This window comes from Oceanococcus sp. HetDA_MAG_MS8 (genome assembly GCA_019192445.1).
Classification (GTDB): Bacteria; Pseudomonadota; Gammaproteobacteria; order Nevskiales; family Oceanococcaceae; genus MS8.
Map to the genome: position 1 here is coordinate 231,644 of JAHCMK010000004.1, position 21,540 is coordinate 253,183.

The following is a 21,540-nucleotide window of genomic DNA, read 5'->3' on the forward strand; positions in this document are numbered from 1 at the left end:
GCTCATCATGAAGCAACGGCCCTCCCGAATCGCATCATCAGCTTGGCGCTGGAGGCCATGGCCAGCGCTGGCATTGGCTTTTGCGCTGCTGGCGACAGGATGCTCAGACCGTTCCGCTGGCGGCGAAGGACGAGGCGCAGCACGAGGTGTGCAACCGCCATTGCCAGACCGGTGTAGCGTCGTGACGATGGACGATTTTGGCGAAGCTGTTGTCGCGAGCTGGGCGACCGCGCCGAGTGATGCTCTCGTCACGCCGCCGCTTGCGCAGATGACAGTTCGTCAGTTCATTACACCGCATTGGGATGCCCAAGTCATGCGGCTGCGTTTAAGCAACCGATATGCGCAACTGCCCGTGACCTTAGAGAACTTGTTTGTTGCCGAACAGGCCCTAGAGGGCTCTGCAGCGACCGTACCCGGCAGCGCCTGTGCCTTGTCGGTCAAGGGCCAGAGCCGGTTTACCATTCCAGCCGGCGGTTCGGTTGTTAGCGACGCCATCGTCTTTCCTGTTCAAGCCTTCTCCTCAATCGCAATTAGTTTCTTCGCGCCCCAGGTTGTTCCCCAGCTCACGCGTCACTTAGACGCAGTAGAAGTGCCCTATTTCAGTCTTCCTGGCGACTACAGCCAAGACACCAGCGGCGCTGCGTTTGTGCCAGCCCCGATTTCGCTGAGCAATAACTTTTTGCTACTTGAAGCCTTAGAGGTCGCCGCCCCATCCACAGTCGGCACACTGGTAGCGGTAGGCGACTCCATCACCGACGGCTCTGGGAACCTCGCCTTCACAGTCGCCGGACTCACCGGGGCCAACCCCGCCGTTGGTCAAGACCAAAGATACCCAGACTTTCTTGCCCGTCGGGTCCTGAACGCGGGCCTGCCCCTAAGCGTTGTCAACAAAGGGATCAGCGGCAACAAGCTGCTCAGCCCGGGCACGGTTCCCCAATTCGGGCCCGCACTGCTGGAGCGCTTCGATCACGATGTTTTGGCAACTCCTGGGCTGTCGCACATCCTCCTCATGATCGGCACCAATGACCTGGGTGTAGGAATACCGGCATCGGCCCAAGCCATTATTGATGGCTACATTGAACTCATCGATGCAGCCCATGCTGCCGGCGTTCAAATTGCTCTGGGGACGATGCCTCCGGCCAAAGGTGCGGTCAGCGGTGAACTCCCCCTAGGGCTGAGCGACTCAGTTGGCATTTTGCATGGTAGTCCGCAAGCTGTGGCATCCCGACTGCAGATCAACGAATGGATTCGCAAGCAATCACTCAGCGATGGATTCGTCGACTTTTACGCCTGCCTCGAAGATCCAGACAATGCGGGGTATCTGCACCCTGAATACAACAGTGGCGACAACTTGCACCCGAACGCGGCCGGCTACGCCGCTATGGCCGAATGCGTGGACCTGGAACTATTCAGGTGAAGTGCGCAGGCTGGCTGCGCCCCACCCCAGCGGCGACCTAGCGGCAATAAGCAACCAGCCCAGCCGGCATCCAGACCGCGGTGACCATCAGCCCCACGCCACAGGCGGTGATCCACCAACCGCGTCGCGTGGGCGCTTGCTGTAAGCGCTGCCACAGGCGCTTGAAAACCTGCCCTTGGATCAAAAACAGCGGCAGGGTTCCCAGCCCAAAAGCCGCCATCAGGGCCGCTCCCTGAGCCACCGAGGCCGATAGACTGGCAATGAACAGGGCCGCGTACAGAACCGGGCAAGGCACCAAACCCCAGGCTATACCCAGCAACCAGGGCGGCCAGCGTGACGATGTTTGTTGATGCACGGCACAGCCCTGCACGGGCCGGCTTTGTTGGCGACAGATGTGCAACACCCCGAGGGCCACCACGGCGAGGCCAATGCTGATGCGAACCGTTGTATTGGCCAAACCCTCGGGTAATTGCAGTAGCAACCAACCCCCGACTCCACCGGCAAGAGCGCCCAACAGCGTGTAGCTGAGCAGACGGCCTAGGTGCATCTGCCACCACGCCCATTGGCGCCCGGGCTGAGCCGCATTCATTGCCCCACACATGAGTACGCAATGAGCACTGGTTTGCACACCGGCCAAAGCTAGGGCCGGCAAAGACAGGTCAGTGAGGCTGAGCAATGGACGTCGCCTTAAGAGAAATCGTCGGGCATGCGGCCTTCAAATCGATCCAAATGATCAAACTGTCCGCGCCGAATAGCCGCAACGAAGAAAGCCAAAGCTAATCCCACCAAAATCATGGCCAGGGGAATCAAGAAAAACAGACTGCTCATACCAAGCACTCCTGTGGGGCGGAGGTCGTAACGGGGGGCTTGGGCTGGCGCAATAAGCGCAATGCATTGAGGGTCACCAGTAAGGAGCTCGCCCCCATCCCCAAAGCCGCAATCCAGGGGGCTACCCAACCCAACATCGCCAACGGGACCATGGTGAGGTTATAGGCCAGTGCCCACAGCAGGTTTTGGGTAGAAATGCGGCGTGCAAGCTCCGCTGTATGCGCCAAATGTTCTAAGCCATGCAGATCATCATTCAGCAGCAAGGCATCGCCCTGCCCCTGCGCGAGGGCCGCGCCCGAGCCCAGACTCACCGCCACATCCGCGCCGGCAAGCACCGGCCCGTCATTCAAGCCATCGCCGACATAGAGCACCGCAGCACCATTCTCCTGCAGCTTTTTCACCATGCTGAGCTTCTGCTCTGGCAGGCTGCCGGCTATGACCTTGCTAAGCTGCAACCGCGCCGCGACGGCTTGGGTGGCTGCAAGCTGGTCACCACTGAGCAGGTGTGGCTCCAAGCCTTGCTCGCGCAGGGCGGCTACCACAGCGGGCGCCTCAGGGCGCAACTGCTCATTCAAAGCCATGCGGGCTTTGAGCTGGCCGTCGACCCACAACCCAAACCAGCGCCATTGGCTATCCAGCTGGGAACTACAGGTGGGCTCTAGAGGACCAACTTCCACCACATGGTCGGCAATCCATCCCCGCACCCCACGCCCGGTTAATTGCCGGTGATCCACGGCTGGCAGGGGCTGCTCAGGACCTGCTGCAGCAGCCAAGGCCCGAGCCACAGGATGGCTTAAACCCACTTCCATGGCCGCCGCCCACTGCCTGGCTTGATCTTCGCTGAGGTCTGCCAAGGCCTCACAGCGATGCAACTGCATTTGCCGCGTGGTCAAGGTGCCGGTTTTGTCAAAGACGACGGATTGCAAGCGATGCCACTGCAGCAATGCACTGGGCCGCACCAGCAACACACCGACTTTGCCCAGGCGCGTCACCGCGGCGGCCAAGGTGGTTGGCACCGCTAGAGACAAGGCGCAGGGGCAGGTAATCACTAGAACCGCCAAGGCCGCTTGAATACCCGTTTCGGTATCCGGCCACCACAAGGCAAAGGCCAACACAGCGAGGAACAGCACCACAGGGACAATGTATCCCGCGATGCGATCCGCCAAATGAGCCGCCTCATGGCGTTCTAAATGGGCGCGTTGTACAAGCCGCCCAATTTGCGACAGCGTAGTGGCCTCTCCAGACACCTCCACCTGCAAGCGCAGCGGCTCCAAGCCTAAATGCGTGCTTCCGGCCAAACCCTTATCCCCCACAAGCTTGTGTTGAGGAAGGGACTCACCAGACAGCAAGCTTTCATCGAGGTCTACGGCACTGAGGACCACGCCGTCTGCCGGCAAGGCATCACCGGGGGCGACTTCTACGATATCGCCGCTGCGCAGTTCACTGGCCGATACCTCTGCCCACTGCCCATCACGGAGGCGTCTGGCAGTCGCCGGTTGGGCCGCAGACAGGCGCCGCAAGCGGTCGGCGGCGGCAAGCTGACCACGCTGCTGCCAGAACCGCGCCACCGACAGCAGCAGTACAAACATGGCCACCGAGTCAAAATACACATGACCCGCGCCCTGCAACGTATTCCAAGCACTCAAGCTATAGGCCATAACCAGCGCCACGGCAACCGGGGTATCCATGGTGGCGCTACCCTGCCACAGTGCTTTCAAACCGGTGCGCAACATGGGCCACCCGGCAATGGCAATCACTGGGGTGACCAAGACCCACTGGGCATAGCGCAGTAGTTCGCGTAGCCCCGGCTCCACGGTTCCAAAATACTCTGGCCCAGCCAGCATCATGGCCTGCATGCCCAATAAAGCAGCCAGGCCAATCCGGATCAAGGCCTGGCGGTGTTCTTGTTGCGCCTGGCTAAAACTTTGATCCGCAGCCAGTAAACGCGTTGGCATATCGGCGGCTTGCATGGCCTCCAGTAACACCGGGAGGTCGACCTTCTCGGGCTGCCAACGGAGCTCACAGGTCCCGGTTGGCAGGTCTACGCTCACCTGGGCATCGCGCCCGAGCAACTGCTCCAGCCGGCGCACACAGGCCCTGCAGTGCAAATTGCCCACATGCAGCAAGACCTCACGGGTGCGAGCATCAACCTGGGTGCTGGCCTCGAGAATGGCCTGAGCGCTGAACGGAGTCATGCTTACTGCTCTGGTTCTATGGCGGTGGTTGTAATGTGTGCGAAGCGGTCTTGTTTCACCCCAGGCTCTGGTGTGAAGCCCGCGTCAGCCGCTACTAAAATGGTGGCCACAATGGCGCCAATCACGATGAGTGGCAGGGCCACCACGACGGTCAGCTCGACGCTCCATGCGGAGCGATGTGTAGTTTGGCTCATGGGATCTCCTGTCCAATAAAGCGGGCTCGTGCCTGGGCGCCCGCACCCTCTAAATCGTCGGTCCAGTGGGCGCTGAAGCGGAGGCCCATGGTGGCAGCGCCAGCCAGTGGCGGCACGCGCACGCTAATCACCTCGCGCAAACTGGCATAAGGAGCCACGGTCCACAGTTCACGACTGAGTTGCACCTGTTGCCCGCGCTCGTCTACCGCGCTCAAGCGGACTTCACGCGGCGAACTGGCCTTGTTCGTCACCTTGACCGTGTAAATATTCTCCACATAGCCACCACCCACCTGGCGGGCCATGGTGTGCCGGTCACGAATAACATCCAGTTCCATATCTGAGCGTGTGAGCACCAGGGTGGCAAAACCCGCCACCACGGCTAGCCAGACAATGGCATAACCCACGGCTCTGGGCCGAAACAGACGGAGTTCTCCGCCTTCATCCCGATGCGTGCTGGAGTAGCGGACCAAACCGCGGGGTTTGCCGACGCGGTCCATCACTTCATCACAGGCGTCCGCGCAGGCCGCACAAGCAATGCACTCGTACTGCAAGCCATCGCGAATATCGATTCCCGTGGGGCAAACCTGCACGCAGCGCAGGCAGTCAATACAGTCACCAGCAGCGGTTTTTTCACGTTTGGCCAGGTGCTTACGTGGCTCTCCGCGCAGCGCGTCGTAGCTGATGATCAGGGTGTCCTTATCGAACATCACGCTCTGAAAGCGGGCGTAAGGACACATATACCGACAGACCTGCTCGCGCATGAAGCCGGCAAAGCCCCAGGTGGCAAAGCCGTAGAAAATGCTCCAAAACAGCGGCCAGCCACCGAGTTGGAGTTGCGCGGCATCCGCCACTAAACCCGGCATGGGGGTGAAAAACCCCACAAAAGTCAGGCCGGTCCACCAGGCCAGTAGCACCCACAAGAGATGTTTGCCCCCTTTGCGCAGTAGCTTATTGGCCGACCATGGGGCCTTGTCCAGTTTCATACGCTGGTGACGGTCCCCTTCTGTCCAGTGTTCGATCCACATGAACAGTTCCGTCCACACGGTTTGTGGACAGGCGTAGCCACACCAGAGACGCCCGGCCAGGGTTGTCACCAAAAACAAAGTGAGCGCGGCAATCACCAGCACACCGGTGAGCAAGAACAAATCCTGCGGCACCAGGGTCATGCCAAAGACATGGAAGCGCCGGGCCGGCAGGTCTAGCAACACCAAGGGGATGCCGTCCCAACGCAGCCATGGCGTCACGTAGAAAAAACCCAATAGAGCCCATACCGCCAGCTTACGTAAGCGCGCGAAGCGCCCCTGTACGCTGCGGGGATAAATCTTCTCGGCCGAGGCATAGAGTGACTCGGGCACATGGGCTGTGCTCGTGTTCATAGGGGCGTTATTCCTGCCGGGGAGGTGGAGCCACAACCGGTGGTTGTGGGCGTGGACGGGTCGCCAACGAAATCGCCATCGTGGCCACGACACAGGTGATTAGCCAGCACACCATGAAAACCACTGTTAAACCGGCCCAGCTCGGAGTCTCCAGGGCGAACAGCGCTTCCCAGCCCATGATCAAGGCCAGCAACATCAGCGCTGCGCCAAGAAACCCCGACCAGAGCACCGCCGCGGAGCGGCGCAACCAACCGGGCCAGCGCACCACTCCGGGGTACGCTGGCTCGGAGGAGCTCACAGGCTCCAAGGACATTACTGCGTGCCTCCGGACACCCAGATCACATAGGCGGCAAGCAGCTTACGCTCCACCTCTGAAAGCATGTCCTTGTGCGCTGGCATGTTGCCCTGACGGCCTTGAAGAATGGTGGTGCGAATTACCTCCGGACTGCTGCCATAGAGCCAAGCGTCATCGGCCAAGTTCGGCGCGCCCATGTAAATGTTGCCTTGGGCCTCGGCGCCATGACACATCGCACAGCTCTGCATGAACTGCGACTTCGCCGCTTGCAACCGATCCGCTGGCAGGTCTGGGTTATCCCAGTCGGCGACCAAAGCCACAATGTCATCCACAACCTCAGGCTTGAGCATGGCTTGCTGCGGCGGCATCATGCCGCGCCGACCATTGGTGATGGACGCCAGAATCTGCTCGGGCTTATCGCCGTACAGCCATGCGTCATCGGCCAAGCTCGGAAAGCCGCTGGCTCCCTGTGCTGAGGGCCCATGGCAACCAGCACAGTTGTCAGCAAAAAGACGCCCGGCAACCCGGATAGCCTCAGGGTTATCGGCCAAGTCCACGATGCTAGCCTGCTCGAATTGGGCAAAGTGGGCTTGGCGCTTAGCTTGGACCTCGGCTAGACGCGCATCGTGCTGATTCGCTTGCGACCAGCCCAACACGCCCTGGAAGCCACCAAGGCCTGGGAACAGAACCAAATAGGCCAAGGCAAACACGATGGTGAGCAAAAACATGTTCAGCCACCAACGCGGCAGAGGATTGTTCAGCTCTTTGAGATCGCCATCCCAGACATGTTCTTTCACCTCGCCTTCGGCCACATTGGAGGGCTGACGCTTCGCCGTCCACCAAATCAACCACAAGCAAGCCAGTACATTCAGTACCGAGACAATGGCGACGAAAAGGGTTGTTCCCATACTCATGACGACTCTCCCGACTGGTAGCGCTGGGCAACCGAGTCTTCTTCTAAGGGCAACCTGGAGGCCTCCTCAAAGCGATCGCTATTACGCCGGTCACAGGCCCACCAGACCACGCCGCCGAAGGCAGCAAAGATCATTAAGGTGATGATTCCGCTCAGCATTACTGCACCTCCGCAACATCTTGTGCTGCCGGTGGGTTTGTCAGCCCCTGTAAAAAGGCAATCAAGGCCTGCATCTTGGTTTTGTTCTGCACCGCATCGGGCGCAGCCAAAATGTCAGCATCGCTGTAGGGAACACCCACCGTTTTCAGAGCACGCATCATGGCCATGACCTCATCCGGATCGACCATTTGCTCGTCTAGCCAGGGATAACCCGGCATATTCGATTGCGGCACCACATCACGCGGATTTATCAGGTGCAGCCGATGCCACTCATCAGAAAAGCGCCCGCCTACCCGGGCCAAGTCTGGCCCTGTACGCTTAGAGCCCCACTGGAAGGGGTGATCCCAGACCGACTCCTCTGCGGTGGAGTACTGGCCATAGCGCAGAGTTTCTTCGTGCAGGGTCCGCACCATCTGTGAATGGCAGTTGTAGCAGCCCTCTCGGACATACACATCGCGCCCGGCAACTTCTAGCGCAGAGCGAGGTTGCATGCCTGGCAAAGGTTGGGTTCCAACACCTTCAGTGATCAGCGGCACGATCTGCACCAGACCACCCACACTGATGACCAGCACAATCAGCACGGTCATTAAGGAAATATTCTTCTCAACTCTTTCGTGACTCATGACGCCACTCCTACAGGTTGCATGCGAACCTGTGCGTCTGGGGCCGCTACCGTGCGCCAGACATTCCAGGCCATCACCAGCATGCCGCTAAAGAACACCAGCCCACCCAGTAACCGCAGGGCGTAGAAGGGATAGGTCGCCTCTAAGGACTCGATAAAGCTGTAGGTCAGCGTTCCGTCTTCACCAACGGCGCGCCACATCATTCCCTGCATCACGCCCGCAATCCACATGGATGCGATGTAAAGCACGGTGCCGATGGTTGAGAGCCAGAAGTGCAAGTTGATCGCTGGCACGCTGAACATCTCTTTTTTGCCGTAAAGACGGGGAATCAGAACGTAGAGCGAGCCCATGGTCATCATGGCTACCCAGCCCAAGGCACCGGAGTGCACGTGACCAATGGTCCAGTCGGTGTAATGCGACAGCGCGTTCACCGTCTTGATCGACATCATCGGCCCTTCAAAGGTACTCATCCCATAGAAGGACAAGGACACCACCATGAATTTGATGATGGGGTCTTCGCGTAGCTTATGCCAGGCGCCCGACAAGGTCATGATGCCGTTGATCATGCCGCCCCAGCTTGGTGCCAGTAGCACCAAGGAGAAGGCCATACCCAGGCTTTGCACCCAATCTGGCAAGGCGGTGTAATGCAAATGGTGCGGCCCGGCCCACATATAAATGGAGATCAGAGCCCAGAAATGTACGATCGAGAGCCGGTAGGAATAAATCGGCCGACCTGCCTGTTTGGGCACAAAGTAATACATCATCCCCAAGAAGCCAGCTGTGAGGAAAAAGCCCACGGCGTTATGCCCATACCACCATTGCACCATGGCATCCACGGCCCCGGAGTACACCGAGTAGGACTTGGTCATGCTGAAAGGAATCGCAGCACTATTGACGATGTGCAAGACCGCAACGGTCAGGATGAAGGCGCCGTAGAACCAATTGGCCACATAAATATGGCTCACCCGCCGCTGGAGGATGGTGCCGAAGAAGACTAGGGCATAAGACACCCAGACCACCGCAATCAGCAGGTCAATGGGCCATTCCAGCTCGGCATATTCTTTGCCAGAGGTGATGCCCAGGGGCAAGGTAATCGCAGCCGCTAGGATCACGGTTTGCCAGCCCCAGAAGGTAAACGATGCCAACTTGGGCAGGGCCAAAGGGGTATGGCAGGTTCGTTGCACCACCCAATAAGAGGTCGCAAACAACGCCGAACCGCCAAAAGCAAAAATCACCGCATTGGTATGCAGTGGACGTAAGCGCCCATAACTCAGCCAGGGCAGATCAAAGTTCAGGGCCGGCCAAAGTAGCTGCGCGGCGATTAACACCCCCACAGCCATTCCAACCACGCCCCACAAAACAGTAGCCAAGGCGAACTGCCGTATCACCTTATCGTGATAGCAGGGCTCGGCCGCGGGGTTTGCAGACATCAGTCACTCCAAGTCGTCCAATTCGACGCGACCGAGTCTGGAGTAGCCATGGGATGAGCATTTTGATCTGAGTCAAATAGCCACAGAACCAACACGGGCAGAGTCGGGGCCATGGAAATCCCTGCACGAGCTGCTTCATGACCGCCCCCCTCCCGGAACCCACCTCGCTCACCGCGTTGCGGGCACGCGAGCTGCGTGCGCCACGCTATACCTCCTATCCCACTGCACTGCAGCTCAAGGACAGCTTCTCCCCCGCGTTGTTCGAACGCGAGCTCGCCGCGTCCAACGATGATCTGGTTCCCAGTGCGCTCGCCCTGTATGTGCACTTACCTTATTGCGCGGCCGCCTGCTTTTACTGCGGCTGCCACCGGGTTATTAGCCGAAAGGCGAATACGCACAACGCCTATTTGGAACATTTGCTCAAAGAAATTGCGCAGACCGTCGACCGCATTGACACCGACCGCTTGGTGCAACAAATTCATATGGGTGGCGGCACACCAAACCTGTTGCGACCGGTGCAGCTTGAGCGCCTGCTTGAGGGGCTGACATCAAATTTCGCGCTGCAAGCTGGGTGCGAGGTCGCCATGGAAGTGGATCCGCGGCAAGCCCGCCCCGGTGACGCTCATGCCTGGGCCTCATTGGGCTTTAATCGGCTCAGCCTCGGTGTGCAGGACATCGACCCCGATGTGCAAAAGGCCATCAACCGTGTTCAGCCAGCCAGCGATGTGGCCCGCCTGGTCAAAGAAATTCGCCGGGCGGGTATTCAGGGCTTGAACATGGACTTAGTCCTTGGGCTACCTCGGCAAACGCGCCGCACTGTGGCGCAAAGTTTGGACTGGGTCATCGAGCAACAACCTTCGCGGATTGCCTTGTATCAATACGCTCATATGCCACTGCGCTTTCCTGCGCAGCGGGCCATCAATGATGCGGAGCTGCCAAGTTTGGAACAGCGCTTTGCCTTCCAAGACCTCGCCCGTGACCGCCTACAAATTGCCGGCTATGTGGACATTGGTCTAGACCACTATGCCCGTCCCGATGACGAGCTGGCGCAAGCCTTCCACGATGGTCGACTGCGCCGGAACTTCCAGGGCTACACCGTATTAGCCGATAGCGAGTTATTCGGTTTCGGGGTCAGTGCCATCAGCTGCGTGGGGCGTTGCATTGTGCAGAACCATAAGGACACACCGGTGTACGCCGAACGTGTCGAAGCCGGTCGCAGCCCTTTGCAGCGCGGCATGTTGCGCAGCCGTGAAGATTTGCGTCGAGCCCGCCTGATTGAACGCCTGATGTGCCGCCTGGAGGTAGACACTCACGCCTTTGGCGCCGATGAAGGGCTCAATTTTGACGAGCACTTTGCCGTTGCTATTGACCGCCTCAACCGCCTCGACCCCGAACAAGAATTCTTGGATCGTCGCCAACCTCTGTGGAAGGTGACTGCCAGCGGACGCCAGTTCCTGCGCTTACTCGCCTCCTGCTTCGATGAGTACCAACAACAAACACACAATGCTGGCGGAGCTAAGGTGGCCAGTCCCATGCGGCCAGATACACCAGTTTGACGCAGCCGCTCGGGAGTAAGCCCGAAAATTTGGCGCGGCATGTCCCCCACACTGCCCCCAGCCAAGGCAAGGGTTTACCATGGGTGATGGAGTTTGAAGACCAAGCCACGCCGGTGACGCCGCCCGAATTCACTGCCACATTCCGTCCCTCGGTGAGTGCCGTAGCTGCTCGCTACCGAGCCATACTCGGGGCCGCCGTGGACGGCATTATTGTGATTGATGCCAACGGCATCGTCCGCGAGTTCAACCCTGCGGCAGCCCGCCTGTTTGGCTATGAGCCCGACGAAGTACTAGGCCATAACGTGCACATGCTGATGGGCGGCCACTATCACCGCGAACACGATGAGTACATCGCCCGCTATAAGCGCACCGGTGAAGCCCGCATTATTGGGATTGGCCGGGAAGTGGTTGGCCGACGCAAGGATGGCAGCCAGTTTCCGCTAGAGCTGTCCGTGGGCGAGATTGAGGACGAGGGGCTACAGGGCTTTGTGGGCTTGATTCGCGATATTACTCAGCGTCGGGCCATCGAGAATCAGCTGGCGGAGCGGGAGGAAGAGCTACGCCTCACCTTCGAGCAAGCCCCCATGGCCATTGCCACCTGCGACTTGCGTGGACAGTTGCTCACCGCGAACCCCGCATTTTGTAAGCTCTTCGCCACCTGTGACCGTCCCATAGGAATGACCTGCTTGCGGAGTTTGGCATGGGATGATGATCGCCCACGCATCGATAGCGCATTGAAGGAGCTCAACACCGGCACGACCGACCACACGCAGTTTGCGGGACGGTTTCATAATCCGGCTGGAGGCACCCATTACGCCGATGTCGTGATGGCCTTGGTGCGTAATTCCCAAGGTGAAGCGGCCTTCGTGGTTGTGGAAATCATGGACCGAACCGCTGAGGTATTGGCGGCCAATGAGGCCGCGGCCCATCGCGAACAGCTCGCCCAGGTGGGCCGGCTAGGCACCCTAGGCGAAATGGCCGCCGGCATCGCCCATGAAATTAACCAACCGCTCACCGCCGTGGCCACCTATGCTCGCGCAGGCCAACGCTTGCTCAGCGCTCCTGACACTGACCCTGAGCTTATCGCGAACACCCTGGACAAAATTGCCCAACAAGCGGAGCGGGCCGGCTCCATCATTGAAAAAATCCGCCGCTTCGTGCGCCACCGTGAACCGGAGGTGAGCGACCAGCCCGTCACGGCGATCTTTGATGACATCCACACCTTGGCCGAAGTCGATCTGCGTCGCCAAGGCTTACGCTTAGAGCCCCAACTGGAAGACAACTTACCGGCGGTGCGCGTCGATCCAGTACAGCTGCAGCAAGTGTTACTCAACCTCATTCGCAACGCCGCCGACGCGATGCAAAGCCAGCGCCGGGATGACCGTATCCTGATGCAGGCTCGACGACATGGCAGGGACTGGCTAGAAATCGCCGTGGAGGATAGCGGCCCTGGATTGGACCAAGCCATTTTGGAACGTTTGTTCGAGCCCTTCACCTCCACCAAAGATCGCGGCTTTGGCCTCGGGCTCTCAATCTGTAAAAGTCTGATCGACGCGCATGGGGGAGAGCTCTCTCATGAAGTCGGTCAGCAGTGGGGCGGCGCTCGCTTCCGCATTCTGCTACCTGTGGAGACCCGCGATGAGCACAGATAAAAATTTGGTGCACATCATCGATGATGATGATGCCGTTCGAGACAGCCTTGCCCTACTTCTCACATCGGTAGGCTTGGAGAGCCAGCAATACGCCTCGGCGACCGAGTTTCTGGAGAGCACGCTGGACGACAGGGTGCCCGGCTGCCTGATTTTGGATGTGCGCATGCCTGGCATGAGCGGCTTACAGCTGTTTAAGGAACTGCATAAGCGCGGGCTGTCCTGGCCGGTGATCTTCATGACCGGCCACGGCGACGTCCCCATGGCTGTGCAGGCGATGCGCGAGGGCGCCTTTGATTTCGTCCAAAAGCCCTTTCGCGAGTCCGAATTGCTCGATCGCGTGCAACAGGCTATCGCCCAGGATCGCAATGACCGCACCCAAGACTCAGAGTTGGCCGCGGTGCAGCAGCGCCTGGCCGAGCTCACCGGACGCGAGCGCGACGTTTTAGATCGTATCGTGGCGGGCCAGGCCAATAAGGTGATCGCCATCGAACTAGACATTAGTCAACGCACCGTCGAGCAGCATCGTGCCCGCGTTATGCGCAAGATGAATGCCCGCTCACTGGCCCACCTTATTCGGATGGTGATTCATGCCCCGCAAACGAGTGACAACCCCTCCTGATCCCGGCAGCGGCTTGCCGACCAGGCTTGTCATGGACTGGGGCTACCAGCGCATGCCAAATCTGCAGTGCTGTGTTCGCGTGGACCTCAGCCGAGCTAGCGCATGGTCATGATCTATGGGCTCATCATCGCGCTTGGCCTCGTTCTAGGTGCCTGCAGCGATGACGGCGATAACGCCGCAGGCCTGGTGCGCGATCAAAGCATCAGCACCCGCTCCGGGCAGACGCGCTACTTTGACTACTACGCCCCTCGCAGCTTGGAGCCTAAGCCAGCGGTGGTGATGATCTATCACGGTGGCGGCGGGAGTGCCGCTGAACTGCAACAGGACCAGGCCGCGCAGTCGCACTGGTTCAAGATTGCGGATGATGAAGGGCTGTTGTTGCTCTTTCCCAACGGCACCAACATACAAACAGGCCAAACCCGGGGCGATAGCCTGAACTGGAACGATTGCCGCATTGGCCCAGATACCAGCGCTGCGGATGATGTGGGCTTTAGTTTGGCTTTGCTGGACTGGGCTCAGAGCCGTTTCAACGCCGACTCCAGGCAAATTTTTCTCAGTGGCGCCTCAAATGGCGGCATGATGAGTATGCGCATGGCCACTGAAGCAGCCCAGCGCGTGACTGCCTTTGCGAGCTTTATTGCTAGTCAACCCGACCCTAGCGAGTGCGCCCAGCCTCAGGTAGCCGTACCGGCGCTCATCCTGCATGGAACTGCTGACCCGCTCATCCCTTACGCAGGCGGCTGTATCGCCGGGGGTGACCGCGGCTGTGTGCGCTCTGCTGGCGATACCATCGCGCTATGGCGCGACCTACACCCCGTCGACCCTGCGCAAACACAGTCTGTAGCCTTCCCCGATCGCACAAGTAGCGATGACTCCAGAGCAAGTAGCCGTATTTACCGCGATGCTCAAACTCAGGTGCGTGTGCAATCCATCACCGTGCGCGGCGGTGGGCATCAAATTCCGAGTATCGAGCACCGTCGTAACCCGGCTCTTGCCCAAGCGCTAGGCCCGCAAAATGCCGACATCGAAGCCGTGGAGCTAGCCTGGGACTTCTTTGCACAATGGCGGCCTTAAGCCGCCGGGGCACGGCACTACGACCTTGGCTGATCTGCGCAAAGACCCGGTACAACGGGGGCCTACATCACGCATTGCCCCTAGACGACTAGGTATTTTCCCCTAGTTGCCACCGCTCAATTCCGGCTGTTTTTGCGGGTCCAAAAAACCGACAGTAGACCCACGCCTGTATCGGAATGCCTTCCGTGTCCAAACTGTCCACCAACCCCGGTTGTGCGCGTTGCGGTTTGTCTGCCTTGTGCCAGTCCAGCAAAGCCGACTGCCAATTACCCGCGCCGTCTCCTGTCCAGGCCGGGCGGCCGCTTGCGGCTGATGATCACCTGGTGTGGCAGGGCGATCCGGTACAGGCGATCTTTGTACTACGCAGTGGCTGCATCAAGTCCTATGTGGTTGACCCAGACGGCACGGAGCGCGTGCGCGGTTTTTACCACGCCGGTGAGGTGGTGGGCCTGGAAAGCCTATGCGATCAGGCCGCCAGCACCAGCTTGCAAGCTCTCACCCCAACCACCGTATGCCGAGTGTCACGGGGAGCCATTCTGAGCGAGAGCATGCCCGAGGTCGCCAAAACCGTACTGCCGTTGATTAGTAAAGCCTTGGATCAGGCCCAGACCCTGGCCGGCGACTACAGCGCGGAGCAGCGCGTGGCGCGCTTCTTACTGGACTTGCGTGAGCATGCCGATGACGCCGATCAGCTACAGCTGGAGATGGGTCGGCGTGATATCGCCAACTACCTGCGTTTGGTCACCGAAACCGTGAGCCGGGTGCTCAAGCGCTTCCAGGACGAAGGCCTGATTAGCGTGAAGCGAAAATCCATTCGCATCCTGCAAGCCAAGCGGCTCAATCAACTGGTGCAGTCGGCAGAGCCTATTCCACGGCTGAACAAGCGCCCCTCTTGCGCGCAGGCCGCCTAAGCCGCATGTCTCGTATCGCCCTCCAGGAGTCCCCCATGCAAACCGCTCCCCTGGCCGACACTGCCACCGTCAACGCCCCCATTGTTGACGGCTTTTATGACCCGAATACCTTTACCATCAGTTATGTGGTGACCGACCCGCAAACCGGCCTCGCCGCAGTGATCGATCCCGTGCTGGACTACGACCCCAGCAGTGGGGCGATCAGCAACCGCTCCGCACAGCGATTAATTGAGCACATCCGCGAAACTGGTGCCCAGCTACAGTGGATTCTAGAAACCCATGCCCACGCCGACCATCTGTCTGGGGCCCAGGTCATCAAAGACGCTCTAGGCGGGCGCCTCGTCATTGGTGAGCATATTCAGCAGGTACAGAGCACCTTTTCCGAACTCTTCGATTTGGGGGACGATTTCCCGACCGATGGCTCCCAATTCGACAAGTTGGTCGCCGACCGCGACGAGCTCCCATTGGGCGAATTGTCGATCAAGGTCATCCACACACCAGGTCATACCCCTGCCTGTGTCAGCTACCTGATTGACGATGCCTTGTTCGTAGGGGATACCCTTTTTCTGCCGGACTATGGCACCGCCCGAGCGGACTTTCCGGGCGGCGACGCCCGCGCTTTGTATCGCTCTATACGGCGGCTGCTCTCATTACCCGCAGACACCCGCATGTATATGTGTCATGACTATCCGCCTAAAGGACGTCTGCCGGCCTGGGAAACCAGCGTGGGCGAACAACGCGAGAACAACATTCATGTGCATGACGGCATCGACGAAAACACCTTTGTCGAGCAACGCTGCCGCCGCGATAGCACCCTGCCAGCACCCAACCTGATCCTGCCCTCGCTACAGGTCAATATCCGAGCTGGCAGTCTCCCCGAACCTCACGCCAACGGCGTGCGGTATCTACAGATTCCCTTGAACCAACTGGGTGGAGGCGACTAAGCGCAAACCTCAACGGAACGCCCCCTATTTCGTTGAGCGCCTTGCTCCAGGGAACGAGTCGGCTGCACGCATCCGGCTCGTTTTTTTTTGGCGACGCTGTAGCTCTTGAGGCAGAAGCTCTTTTATAAAGCCAGCATCGAGCGCAGCAGCACCAAGCCAGCCGCAGCGGCAAAAAACACGGAGAAGCCCCGAGCCCAGGCCGGCTGGCTCATGCGCTGAGCCAACCTCGCCCCAAGCAGGGCAATCACGGAATACCAGGCCGCATCGATCGCGGCCGCTAAAGCCGCAGCACAGATCACCTCCAGGGCTCCGGCTCCGGCCGGCACCATAGCGGCGAAGATGCCGGCGAAAAACAACACCACCTTAGGGTTGAGTAAGGCCACCAACATGCCGCTCACAAAACCGCTACGCGCTGACCGCGGCGGCGCAGATGGAAGATAATCTGCGGAGTCTTTACGTGGCCAGAAGCCATAGGCCAGCCACAACAAATAAGCCGCCCCCAACAGGCTGAGGCCCAGTTCGAGCGCAGGGTAAGTCTGGATGACCAAGGCCAATCCTGTAGCCGCAGCGGCGGCGTACAAGCCCACCCCCAGACCATGCCCCAAAGCCGCCGCCACAGCGGCCATTGAACCATCGCGCCCGCGTACCGCCAGAACAAAGAGCAAACTAGGCCCAGGGCTCAGCGCACCTGCCAGACATGCTAAGGCCAGCCCCAGCCAAGACATACTTATAGGCCGTAGATCAGTGTCGGCAACCAGGTTGCCAACGGCGCCCAAAACGCCACCAATGTCAGAACCAATAGCTGGATGAGGACAAAGGGCCATGCGCCTGCCCATATGGCCTGGGTCGGCACTTCCGCGGGAGTGACGCCGCGCAGGTAAAACAGTGCGAAGCCAAAGGGCGGCGTCAGAAACGAGGTTTGCAGATTCAGTGCGAGCAGAACTCCTAGCCACACCGGGTCAGCACCCAGCATAAGCAAGGCAGGCCCCACGATAGGAACCACGACAAAAGTGATCTCAATAAAGTCGAGCACAAAGCCCAGCAGGAAGACCAGCAGCATGACCGCGACCAAAGCCGTGCTTAAACCACCGGGCAGGCTCCCCAGCAATTCCTGCACAAACACATCGCCCTCATAGGCATTAAAAACCAGCGAGAACAACGAGGCGCCAATCAGGATCAAAAACACCATCGCCGTCATCTGCATCGTGGTCAGGGCCGTCTCAAACAACATCCGCACCGCTAAACGCCCACGCGCAGCAGCGAGCAGCAGCGCGCCTAGCGCCCCCAAAGAAGCGGCCTCGGTGGGAGTCGCCACCCCTCCTAGGATTGAGCCCAACACGGTCAGGATCAAGAGTAGAGGGGCCACCAACACCTGGAGAAGTTGGCCCCAGTGCGCGGACTGCTCTGTGGTGGGCACCGCGGGAAGTGTGCGACTGCGCCAGGCAAAGTAGAGCAAATACACAGCCACCAAAAGCAAGCCTGGCAACAGTGCGCCGGCGAACAAGTCGCCCACCGACACAGTTTGGGTGCTGAACACGCCCAACCGCAGTTGCGCCTGCTGATAAGCCGAAGACAACACATCGCCGAGCAGCACCAGCACGATAGACGGGGGAATAATCTGCCCCAGCGTTCCGGCCGCTGCGATGGTTCCTGCAGCCAAGCTAGGCGGGCAGTTCTGGCGCAGCATTACCGGCATACACAGCAAGCCCAAGGTGACCACAGTGGCACCCACAATTCCGGTGGAGGCGGCCAACAAAGCGCCGACCAGAATCACGGTATAACCAAGCCCGCCGCGGCTGCGGCCCCATAACTGCTGAAGTCCGTGGAGTAAGTCTTCGGCCAGACGCGCCCGCTCTAAGACCACCCCCATCAAAATGAACAGGGGCACCGCAATGAGCGTCTCATTGCTCAGGGTCCCGAAGAGCCTAGAGGAAAAATCCAGCAAATCCACCGGGCGGAGTGCGCCCTGCGCCACACCGCCCAACGCAAACCACAAAGCGACCCCGCCCAAAGTCAGCGCCACCGGGAAGCCGGCCAAAAGAATGGCGCACACCGCCACAAACATGATTAAGGCGATCATGCGCTGGGCTGTTCTTGCAGTGGCCGAAACCAAAGGACAACAGCCGCCAGAAGCAACTGCGCCGGCAGCACAAGCAGGCATGTTTTGAGCAACCATAACCAGCGCAGCCCACCCGGCTCAGCCGAAGCTTCCGACCGCGCCCAGGCCACGGCTACGTAATCCCAGCAGGCCCATCCCATGAAGCCAAACATCGGTATCGCTAGGAGAGCAATGCCTATGCGATTGACACGCTGCTGCAGGCGGGGTGACCACCGCCGATACCAAATATCAATGCGCACATGACCATCGCGCTGCCAGGTTGCCGGAATCGCCAGCACCACAGCGAGACAGTGCAAATAAATCAGCAGCTCTTGGACGGCGATGGCGCTCCACCCCAGAACATAGCGGGCAAGAACGGCGGCTGCGCACACGACTAGCAGAGCCAGTACGCAGTAGGCTGCAACGCTCAGCGCGCCTTCGTTCACTCGCGCCAGCTGGGCCGGCCACCGGACTTCGGATGGTTCGGGGGTCATGACTCGCCCCCATGCAGCGGCACCGGGTGCTCCCGATGCCAGCGCAACAAGCGCTCGAAATCCATGGGGTCTTTGCGATATGTGAGCTCCCCATCGCGGGGGAAGTGCCAGTCCTGTAGGCGGCTCAGCCAGAAGCGTAAGGCCGCCCGGCGCAAGGCTAGAGGCCACAGTTCGCGTTCTTGCGCCGTGAGTGGCCGAGCGTGCTGATAGGCGCGCAGGAAGGCCGACCCCACAGGCCCTGTAGCCGGATGCCCGGCATTGAGCACCCAATCGTTAAAGCTGACGGCAAGGTCATACACCCAAGCGTCATTACAGGCGTAGTAAAAGTCGATCAGACCAGTCAGCCGGTCTTCATCGAATAGGGCATTGTCGCGAAAGAGGTCGGCATGAATCACTCCTTGCGGCAACTGCGACCAGGCTGCATGGCTTTGGGCGCGCATTTCGTCGGCCAACAGCTGGGATGCACTCGCGTCCAACACCGGCGCAACTTGCTCCGCCGTAGCCTGCATCCAATCCAGTCCACGATCAGGCAATCGCGACTGCGGCAGATCATCTAAAGCAAGATGCATCTGCCCCATGACCGAGCCTAGCTGAGTCACCTGCGCGACGGTGGGCACCACGACTCCGCTTCCGGGCAGACGGGCAACCAAAGCGGCAGGCCGCTGATTGAGCTGCCCCAAGAGTTGTCCATCGCGACGCCGCACCGGCGCGGCGCTGGGCAAACCCGCCGCGGCCAAATGCTCCATCACACTGAGAAAAAACGGCAAATCCTGCGCCGGAGTACGCTCAAACAGGGTCAGAACAAAACGATTGGTCGTGGTGCGCACGAAGAAATTGGTGTTTTCAATACCTTCAGCAATGCCCGAGTAGTCGAGTAAATCGCCAACCCGGTACTGGCCTAAAAACTGCGCCAGCTCACTGGACTGCACGGGAGTAAACACGCTCATTCGCTGCGCTCCAATCGCTTAAGAAACACCTGAATCTGCCGTTCGATTTGTTTGTCGCCCTGGGCCTGTGCTTGAACGAAGCCCTCTTGGAAATATTGGTTGGCCTGTTCCAGGGCCTGAGCTTCAACCGCCGCGCGACCGGCCCAGAGGTAAGCCGCCGAATAATCGGGTTTGAGTTCCAAAGCAGCACGCGCGTGCTCGGCTACAGCCGGCCAGTCCTTCTCACGCGCGCAGGCTTGGGCCAATGCCAAACGCAAATCTGCACGCTGCGGAAAGCGCGCAAGCTGCGCCTCCAGCTTGGCCCGCATCGCGCTCATCGCTGCCAAAAAGCCGGGGTAAACACCACCAGCAAGGTAAAGATCTCGAGGCGTCCCAGGAGCATGCCCAGGATACCCAGCCACTTGGCCGCTGTCGGCGCGGAGGCAAAGTTAGAGCTCAGCTCACCCAGACCTGGACCCAGGTTGTTTAAGGTAGCCGCCACCGCGGAGAAGGCCGTCACCTGATCCAAGCCGCTGAGCATAAAGAGCAGCGTCATCGCCACCATGATGGCGGCGTACACAGAAAAGAAACCCCATACCGCTTCAACCACCTGATTAGGCACCGCGCGACGTCCTAGTTTCACCGGCAATAAAGCCGCCGGATGAACCAGGCGATTGACCTCGCGTGCCCCCTGCTTGGTGAGCAAAAGCACGCGAATCACCTTCAGCCCCCCAGTGGTCGCACCAGCAGCCCCGCCCAAAAAGCTCACCAGAATGAGCCCAAACGGCAGTAAAGACGGCCAGCTGGCAAAGGGCGCAATGGCAAAGCCGGTCGTCGTGGCATGTGCAACAACTTCAAAGGCGGCCACACGCAGGGCTTCAAGCGGATCCGTATACACCCGATGCCAGAGCAGCAATGCGACGGCAAACAAAATGATCCCAAAATAGATTTTGAGCAACGCGCGGCACTCTGGGTCACGCCAATAGCGCCAAATACCGCCATAGCGGCCGCGGATGCGCCACACGGCAAAGTGCAGACCAAAATTGATAGCACCGGCCAACATGAAAACGATGGCGATCCAATGGATCCAGGGATTATCGAAATAGCCCAAACTTGCGTCGTGGGTGGAAAAGCCGGCCGTTGAGACTGTGCTGTAAGCATGCCCGATAGCATCAAGGGGGCTCATACCCGCCAGCCAATAAGCCAAGGCGCAGCACAGCGTGAGCGCCATGTAGATTTCCCAAAGCGCCTTGGCTGTCTCGGTGATGCGCGGCGTGAGTTTGGTGTCTTTCATTGGACCCGGCGTTTCCGCTCGGTAGAGCTGCATTCCACCGACGCCCAACATGGGCAACACCGCAACGGCGAGCACGATAATGCCCATCCCGCCCAGCAGCTGGAGCTGTTGGCGGTAGTACTTCACCGCGATGGGTAGCTCATCAATTCCGACGATGACCGTAGCCCCGGTGGTGGTCAGTCCAGACACCGATTCAAAGGCCGCATCCGAGAAGCTCAAGCCGCCGCCACTCTGCGTCATAAACGGGATGGAGCCATACAGCCCCAGCACGCTCCAAAACGCGCAGACGATCAAGAACCCGTCGCGCACCCGTAGCTCTCGACGCAATCCCTTCACCGGCGCCCAGACTAAAAGCCCCGTCACCAGGGTCAGACCGAAGGCCATCGCGAATGCATGCACCGCGCGGCCCTCCGCCAAAGCCAGGAGCAAGGGCACGAGATGGGTGAGCGAGAACAGCATCAAGAGCACACCCAACACACGTTGCACCGGAGCAAAGCGCTGCTCTCTCACGATGCGCAACAGCTCCTGCATAGGCTAGATCC

The 21,540-nt window shown here is 59.6% G+C and carries 23 protein-coding genes; 7 read left to right on the forward strand and 16 right to left on the reverse strand.

Annotated features, from left to right (window positions below; all coding sequences use genetic code 11):
• The first annotated feature begins 181 nt into the window (after nucleotides 1-181).
• Nucleotides 182-1,417 (forward strand): hypothetical protein, encoded by a 1,236-nt coding sequence (locus KI787_09390; protein MBV6630166.1) that lies wholly within the window; start codon nucleotides 182-184, stop codon nucleotides 1,415-1,417.
• A 37-nt stretch (nucleotides 1,418-1,454) separates the two neighbouring features.
• On the opposite strand, the gene KI787_09395 is transcribed toward KI787_09390, so the two are convergent.
• The 10 genes from KI787_09395 to ccoN are packed head-to-tail and all read right to left on the reverse strand — an operon-like array spanning nucleotide 1,455 to nucleotide 9,430.
• Complete coding sequence (locus KI787_09395; protein MBV6630167.1) at nucleotides 1,455-2,093, reverse strand: sulfite exporter TauE/SafE family protein; 639 nt, start codon at nucleotides 2,091-2,093, stop codon at nucleotides 1,455-1,457.
• An 11-nt stretch (nucleotides 2,094-2,104) separates the two neighbouring features.
• Nucleotides 2,105-2,245: a cbb3-type cytochrome oxidase assembly protein CcoS gene (gene ccoS / locus KI787_09400; GenBank protein MBV6630168.1), complete on the reverse strand. Its 141-nt coding sequence runs from the start codon at nucleotides 2,243-2,245 to the stop codon at nucleotides 2,105-2,107.
• Complete coding sequence (cadA, locus tag KI787_09405) at nucleotides 2,242-4,440, reverse strand: cadmium-translocating P-type ATPase (protein ID MBV6630169.1); 2,199 nt, start codon at nucleotides 4,438-4,440, stop codon at nucleotides 2,242-2,244. The genes ccoS and cadA overlap by 4 nt, the downstream gene beginning before the upstream one ends.
• A 2-nt stretch (nucleotides 4,441-4,442) precedes the next feature.
• Nucleotides 4,443-4,634 (reverse strand): hypothetical protein, encoded by a 192-nt coding sequence (locus KI787_09410; protein ID MBV6630170.1) that lies wholly within the window; start codon nucleotides 4,632-4,634, stop codon nucleotides 4,443-4,445.
• Complete coding sequence (ccoG, locus tag KI787_09415; GenBank protein MBV6630171.1) at nucleotides 4,631-6,010, reverse strand: cytochrome c oxidase accessory protein CcoG; 1,380 nt, start codon at nucleotides 6,008-6,010, stop codon at nucleotides 4,631-4,633. The genes KI787_09410 and ccoG overlap by 4 nt, the downstream gene beginning before the upstream one ends.
• Nucleotides 6,011-6,017: 7 nt before the next feature.
• Complete coding sequence (locus tag KI787_09420; GenBank protein ID MBV6630172.1) at nucleotides 6,018-6,323, reverse strand: hypothetical protein; 306 nt, start codon at nucleotides 6,321-6,323, stop codon at nucleotides 6,018-6,020.
• The gene (ccoP, locus tag KI787_09425) at nucleotides 6,323-7,219 is read right to left on the reverse strand and encodes a cytochrome-c oxidase, cbb3-type subunit III (GenBank protein ID MBV6630173.1); all 897 of its coding nucleotides are present in this window, start codon (nucleotides 7,217-7,219) and stop codon (nucleotides 6,323-6,325) included. Before ccoP ends, KI787_09420 begins: the two co-directional genes overlap by 1 nt.
• On the reverse strand, nucleotides 7,216-7,377 hold the full coding sequence (locus KI787_09430) for a cbb3-type cytochrome c oxidase subunit 3 (protein ID MBV6630174.1): 162 nt from the start codon (nucleotides 7,375-7,377) through the stop codon (nucleotides 7,216-7,218). The genes ccoP and KI787_09430 overlap by 4 nt, the downstream gene beginning before the upstream one ends.
• On the reverse strand, nucleotides 7,377-8,000 hold the full coding sequence (gene ccoO, locus KI787_09435; protein ID MBV6630175.1) for a cytochrome-c oxidase, cbb3-type subunit II: 624 nt from the start codon (nucleotides 7,998-8,000) through the stop codon (nucleotides 7,377-7,379). Before ccoO ends, KI787_09430 begins: the two co-directional genes overlap by 1 nt.
• Nucleotides 7,997-9,430, reverse strand: a complete 1,434-nt coding sequence (gene ccoN, locus KI787_09440; protein ID MBV6630176.1) for a cytochrome-c oxidase, cbb3-type subunit I — start codon at nucleotides 9,428-9,430, stop codon at nucleotides 7,997-7,999. Before ccoN ends, ccoO begins: the two co-directional genes overlap by 4 nt.
• A 137-nt stretch (nucleotides 9,431-9,567) precedes the next feature.
• Between ccoN and hemN the strand changes: the two genes are divergently transcribed.
• The 6 genes from hemN to KI787_09470 all read left to right on the forward strand — a co-directional run bounded on the left by hemN (nucleotide 9,568) and on the right by KI787_09470 (nucleotide 16,186).
• The gene (hemN, locus tag KI787_09445; protein ID MBV6630177.1) at nucleotides 9,568-10,986 is read left to right on the forward strand and encodes an oxygen-independent coproporphyrinogen III oxidase; all 1,419 of its coding nucleotides are present in this window, start codon (nucleotides 9,568-9,570) and stop codon (nucleotides 10,984-10,986) included.
• Nucleotides 10,983-12,638 carry a PAS domain S-box protein gene (locus tag KI787_09450; protein MBV6630178.1) on the forward strand — a complete coding sequence of 552 codons (1,656 nt, stop codon included), beginning with the start codon at nucleotides 10,983-10,985 and terminating at the stop codon, nucleotides 12,636-12,638. The genes hemN and KI787_09450 overlap by 4 nt, the downstream gene beginning before the upstream one ends.
• Nucleotides 12,625-13,257, forward strand: a complete 633-nt coding sequence (locus KI787_09455) for a response regulator transcription factor (protein ID MBV6630179.1) — start codon at nucleotides 12,625-12,627, stop codon at nucleotides 13,255-13,257. Before KI787_09450 ends, KI787_09455 begins: the two co-directional genes overlap by 14 nt.
• Before the next feature lie 102 nt (nucleotides 13,258-13,359).
• Nucleotides 13,360-14,331: a dienelactone hydrolase family protein gene (locus KI787_09460; protein MBV6630180.1), complete on the forward strand. Its 972-nt coding sequence runs from the start codon at nucleotides 13,360-13,362 to the stop codon at nucleotides 14,329-14,331.
• A gap of 185 nt (nucleotides 14,332-14,516) precedes the next feature.
• The gene (locus KI787_09465; GenBank protein ID MBV6630181.1) at nucleotides 14,517-15,242 is read left to right on the forward strand and encodes a Crp/Fnr family transcriptional regulator; all 726 of its coding nucleotides are present in this window, start codon (nucleotides 14,517-14,519) and stop codon (nucleotides 15,240-15,242) included.
• A 35-nt stretch (nucleotides 15,243-15,277) separates the two neighbouring features.
• A complete protein-coding gene (locus KI787_09470; protein ID MBV6630182.1) occupies nucleotides 15,278-16,186 on the forward strand; it encodes an MBL fold metallo-hydrolase in 909 nt (302 codons plus the stop codon).
• Between the two features lie 122 nt (nucleotides 16,187-16,308).
• Here KI787_09470 and KI787_09475 read toward each other — a convergent pair whose 3' ends face one another.
• Genes KI787_09475 through KI787_09500 form a run of 6 tightly spaced genes read right to left on the reverse strand, consistent with a single transcriptional unit; the run spans nucleotide 16,309 to nucleotide 21,529 of the window.
• Nucleotides 16,309-16,911: a LysE family transporter gene (locus tag KI787_09475; protein ID MBV6630183.1), complete on the reverse strand. Its 603-nt coding sequence runs from the start codon at nucleotides 16,909-16,911 to the stop codon at nucleotides 16,309-16,311.
• A gap of 2 nt (nucleotides 16,912-16,913) precedes the next feature.
• Nucleotides 16,914-18,266 (reverse strand): TRAP transporter large permease subunit, encoded by a 1,353-nt coding sequence (locus tag KI787_09480; protein ID MBV6630184.1) that lies wholly within the window; start codon nucleotides 18,264-18,266, stop codon nucleotides 16,914-16,916.
• Nucleotides 18,263-18,778, reverse strand: coding sequence for a TRAP transporter small permease subunit (locus KI787_09485; protein MBV6630185.1), 516 nt, complete (start codon nucleotides 18,776-18,778; stop codon nucleotides 18,263-18,265). Before KI787_09485 ends, KI787_09480 begins: the two co-directional genes overlap by 4 nt.
• Nucleotides 18,775-19,725, reverse strand: coding sequence for a homoserine kinase (locus tag KI787_09490; GenBank protein MBV6630186.1), 951 nt, complete (start codon nucleotides 19,723-19,725; stop codon nucleotides 18,775-18,777). Before KI787_09490 ends, KI787_09485 begins: the two co-directional genes overlap by 4 nt.
• Nucleotides 19,722-20,033, reverse strand: coding sequence for a hypothetical protein (locus KI787_09495; GenBank protein ID MBV6630187.1), 312 nt, complete (start codon nucleotides 20,031-20,033; stop codon nucleotides 19,722-19,724). The genes KI787_09490 and KI787_09495 overlap by 4 nt, the downstream gene beginning before the upstream one ends.
• Before the next feature lie 5 nt (nucleotides 20,034-20,038).
• Nucleotides 20,039-21,529, reverse strand: a complete 1,491-nt coding sequence (locus tag KI787_09500) for a TrkH family potassium uptake protein (GenBank protein MBV6630188.1) — start codon at nucleotides 21,527-21,529, stop codon at nucleotides 20,039-20,041.
• Nucleotides 21,530-21,540: the final 11 nt, after the last annotated feature.

Bases quoted from the DNA above. Each gene is read 5' to 3' on its own strand.
- ccoO (MBV6630175.1), bottom strand. From the start codon at position 8,000: ATGAGTCACGAAAGAGTTGAGAAGAATATTTCCTTAATGACCGTGCTG.
- cadA (MBV6630169.1), bottom strand. From the start codon at position 4,440: ATGACTCCGTTCAGCGCTCAGGCCATTCTCGAGGCCAGCACCCAGGTT.
- KI787_09455 (MBV6630179.1), top strand. From the start codon at position 12,625: ATGAGCACAGATAAAAATTTGGTGCACATCATCGATGATGATGATGCC.
- KI787_09480 (MBV6630184.1), bottom strand. From the start codon at position 18,266: ATGATCGCCTTAATCATGTTTGTGGCGGTGTGCGCCATTCTTTTGGCC.
- ccoS (MBV6630168.1), bottom strand. From the start codon at position 2,245: ATGAGCAGTCTGTTTTTCTTGATTCCCCTGGCCATGATTTTGGTGGGA.
- ccoG (MBV6630171.1), bottom strand. From the start codon at position 6,010: ATGAACACGAGCACAGCCCATGTGCCCGAGTCACTCTATGCCTCGGCC.
- ccoP (MBV6630173.1), bottom strand. From the start codon at position 7,219: ATGAGTATGGGAACAACCCTTTTCGTCGCCATTGTCTCGGTACTGAAT.
- KI787_09495 (MBV6630187.1), bottom strand. From the start codon at position 20,033: ATGCGGGCCAAGCTGGAGGCGCAGCTTGCGCGCTTTCCGCAGCGTGCA.
- KI787_09475 (MBV6630183.1), bottom strand. From the start codon at position 16,911: ATGTCTTGGCTGGGGCTGGCCTTAGCATGTCTGGCAGGTGCGCTGAGC.
- hemN (MBV6630177.1), top strand. From the start codon at position 9,568: ATGACCGCCCCCCTCCCGGAACCCACCTCGCTCACCGCGTTGCGGGCA.
- ccoN (MBV6630176.1), bottom strand. From the start codon at position 9,430: ATGTCTGCAAACCCCGCGGCCGAGCCCTGCTATCACGATAAGGTGATA.
- KI787_09460 (MBV6630180.1), top strand. From the start codon at position 13,360: ATGGTCATGATCTATGGGCTCATCATCGCGCTTGGCCTCGTTCTAGGT.
- KI787_09490 (MBV6630186.1), bottom strand. From the start codon at position 19,725: ATGAGCGTGTTTACTCCCGTGCAGTCCAGTGAGCTGGCGCAGTTTTTA.
- KI787_09420 (MBV6630172.1), bottom strand. From the start codon at position 6,323: ATGTCCTTGGAGCCTGTGAGCTCCTCCGAGCCAGCGTACCCCGGAGTG.
- KI787_09485 (MBV6630185.1), bottom strand. From the start codon at position 18,778: ATGACCCCCGAACCATCCGAAGTCCGGTGGCCGGCCCAGCTGGCGCGA.
- KI787_09470 (MBV6630182.1), top strand. From the start codon at position 15,278: ATGCAAACCGCTCCCCTGGCCGACACTGCCACCGTCAACGCCCCCATT.
- KI787_09430 (MBV6630174.1), bottom strand. From the start codon at position 7,377: ATGCTGAGCGGAATCATCACCTTAATGATCTTTGCTGCCTTCGGCGGC.
- KI787_09410 (MBV6630170.1), bottom strand. From the start codon at position 4,634: ATGAGCCAAACTACACATCGCTCCGCATGGAGCGTCGAGCTGACCGTC.
- KI787_09500 (MBV6630188.1), bottom strand. From the start codon at position 21,529: ATGCAGGAGCTGTTGCGCATCGTGAGAGAGCAGCGCTTTGCTCCGGTG.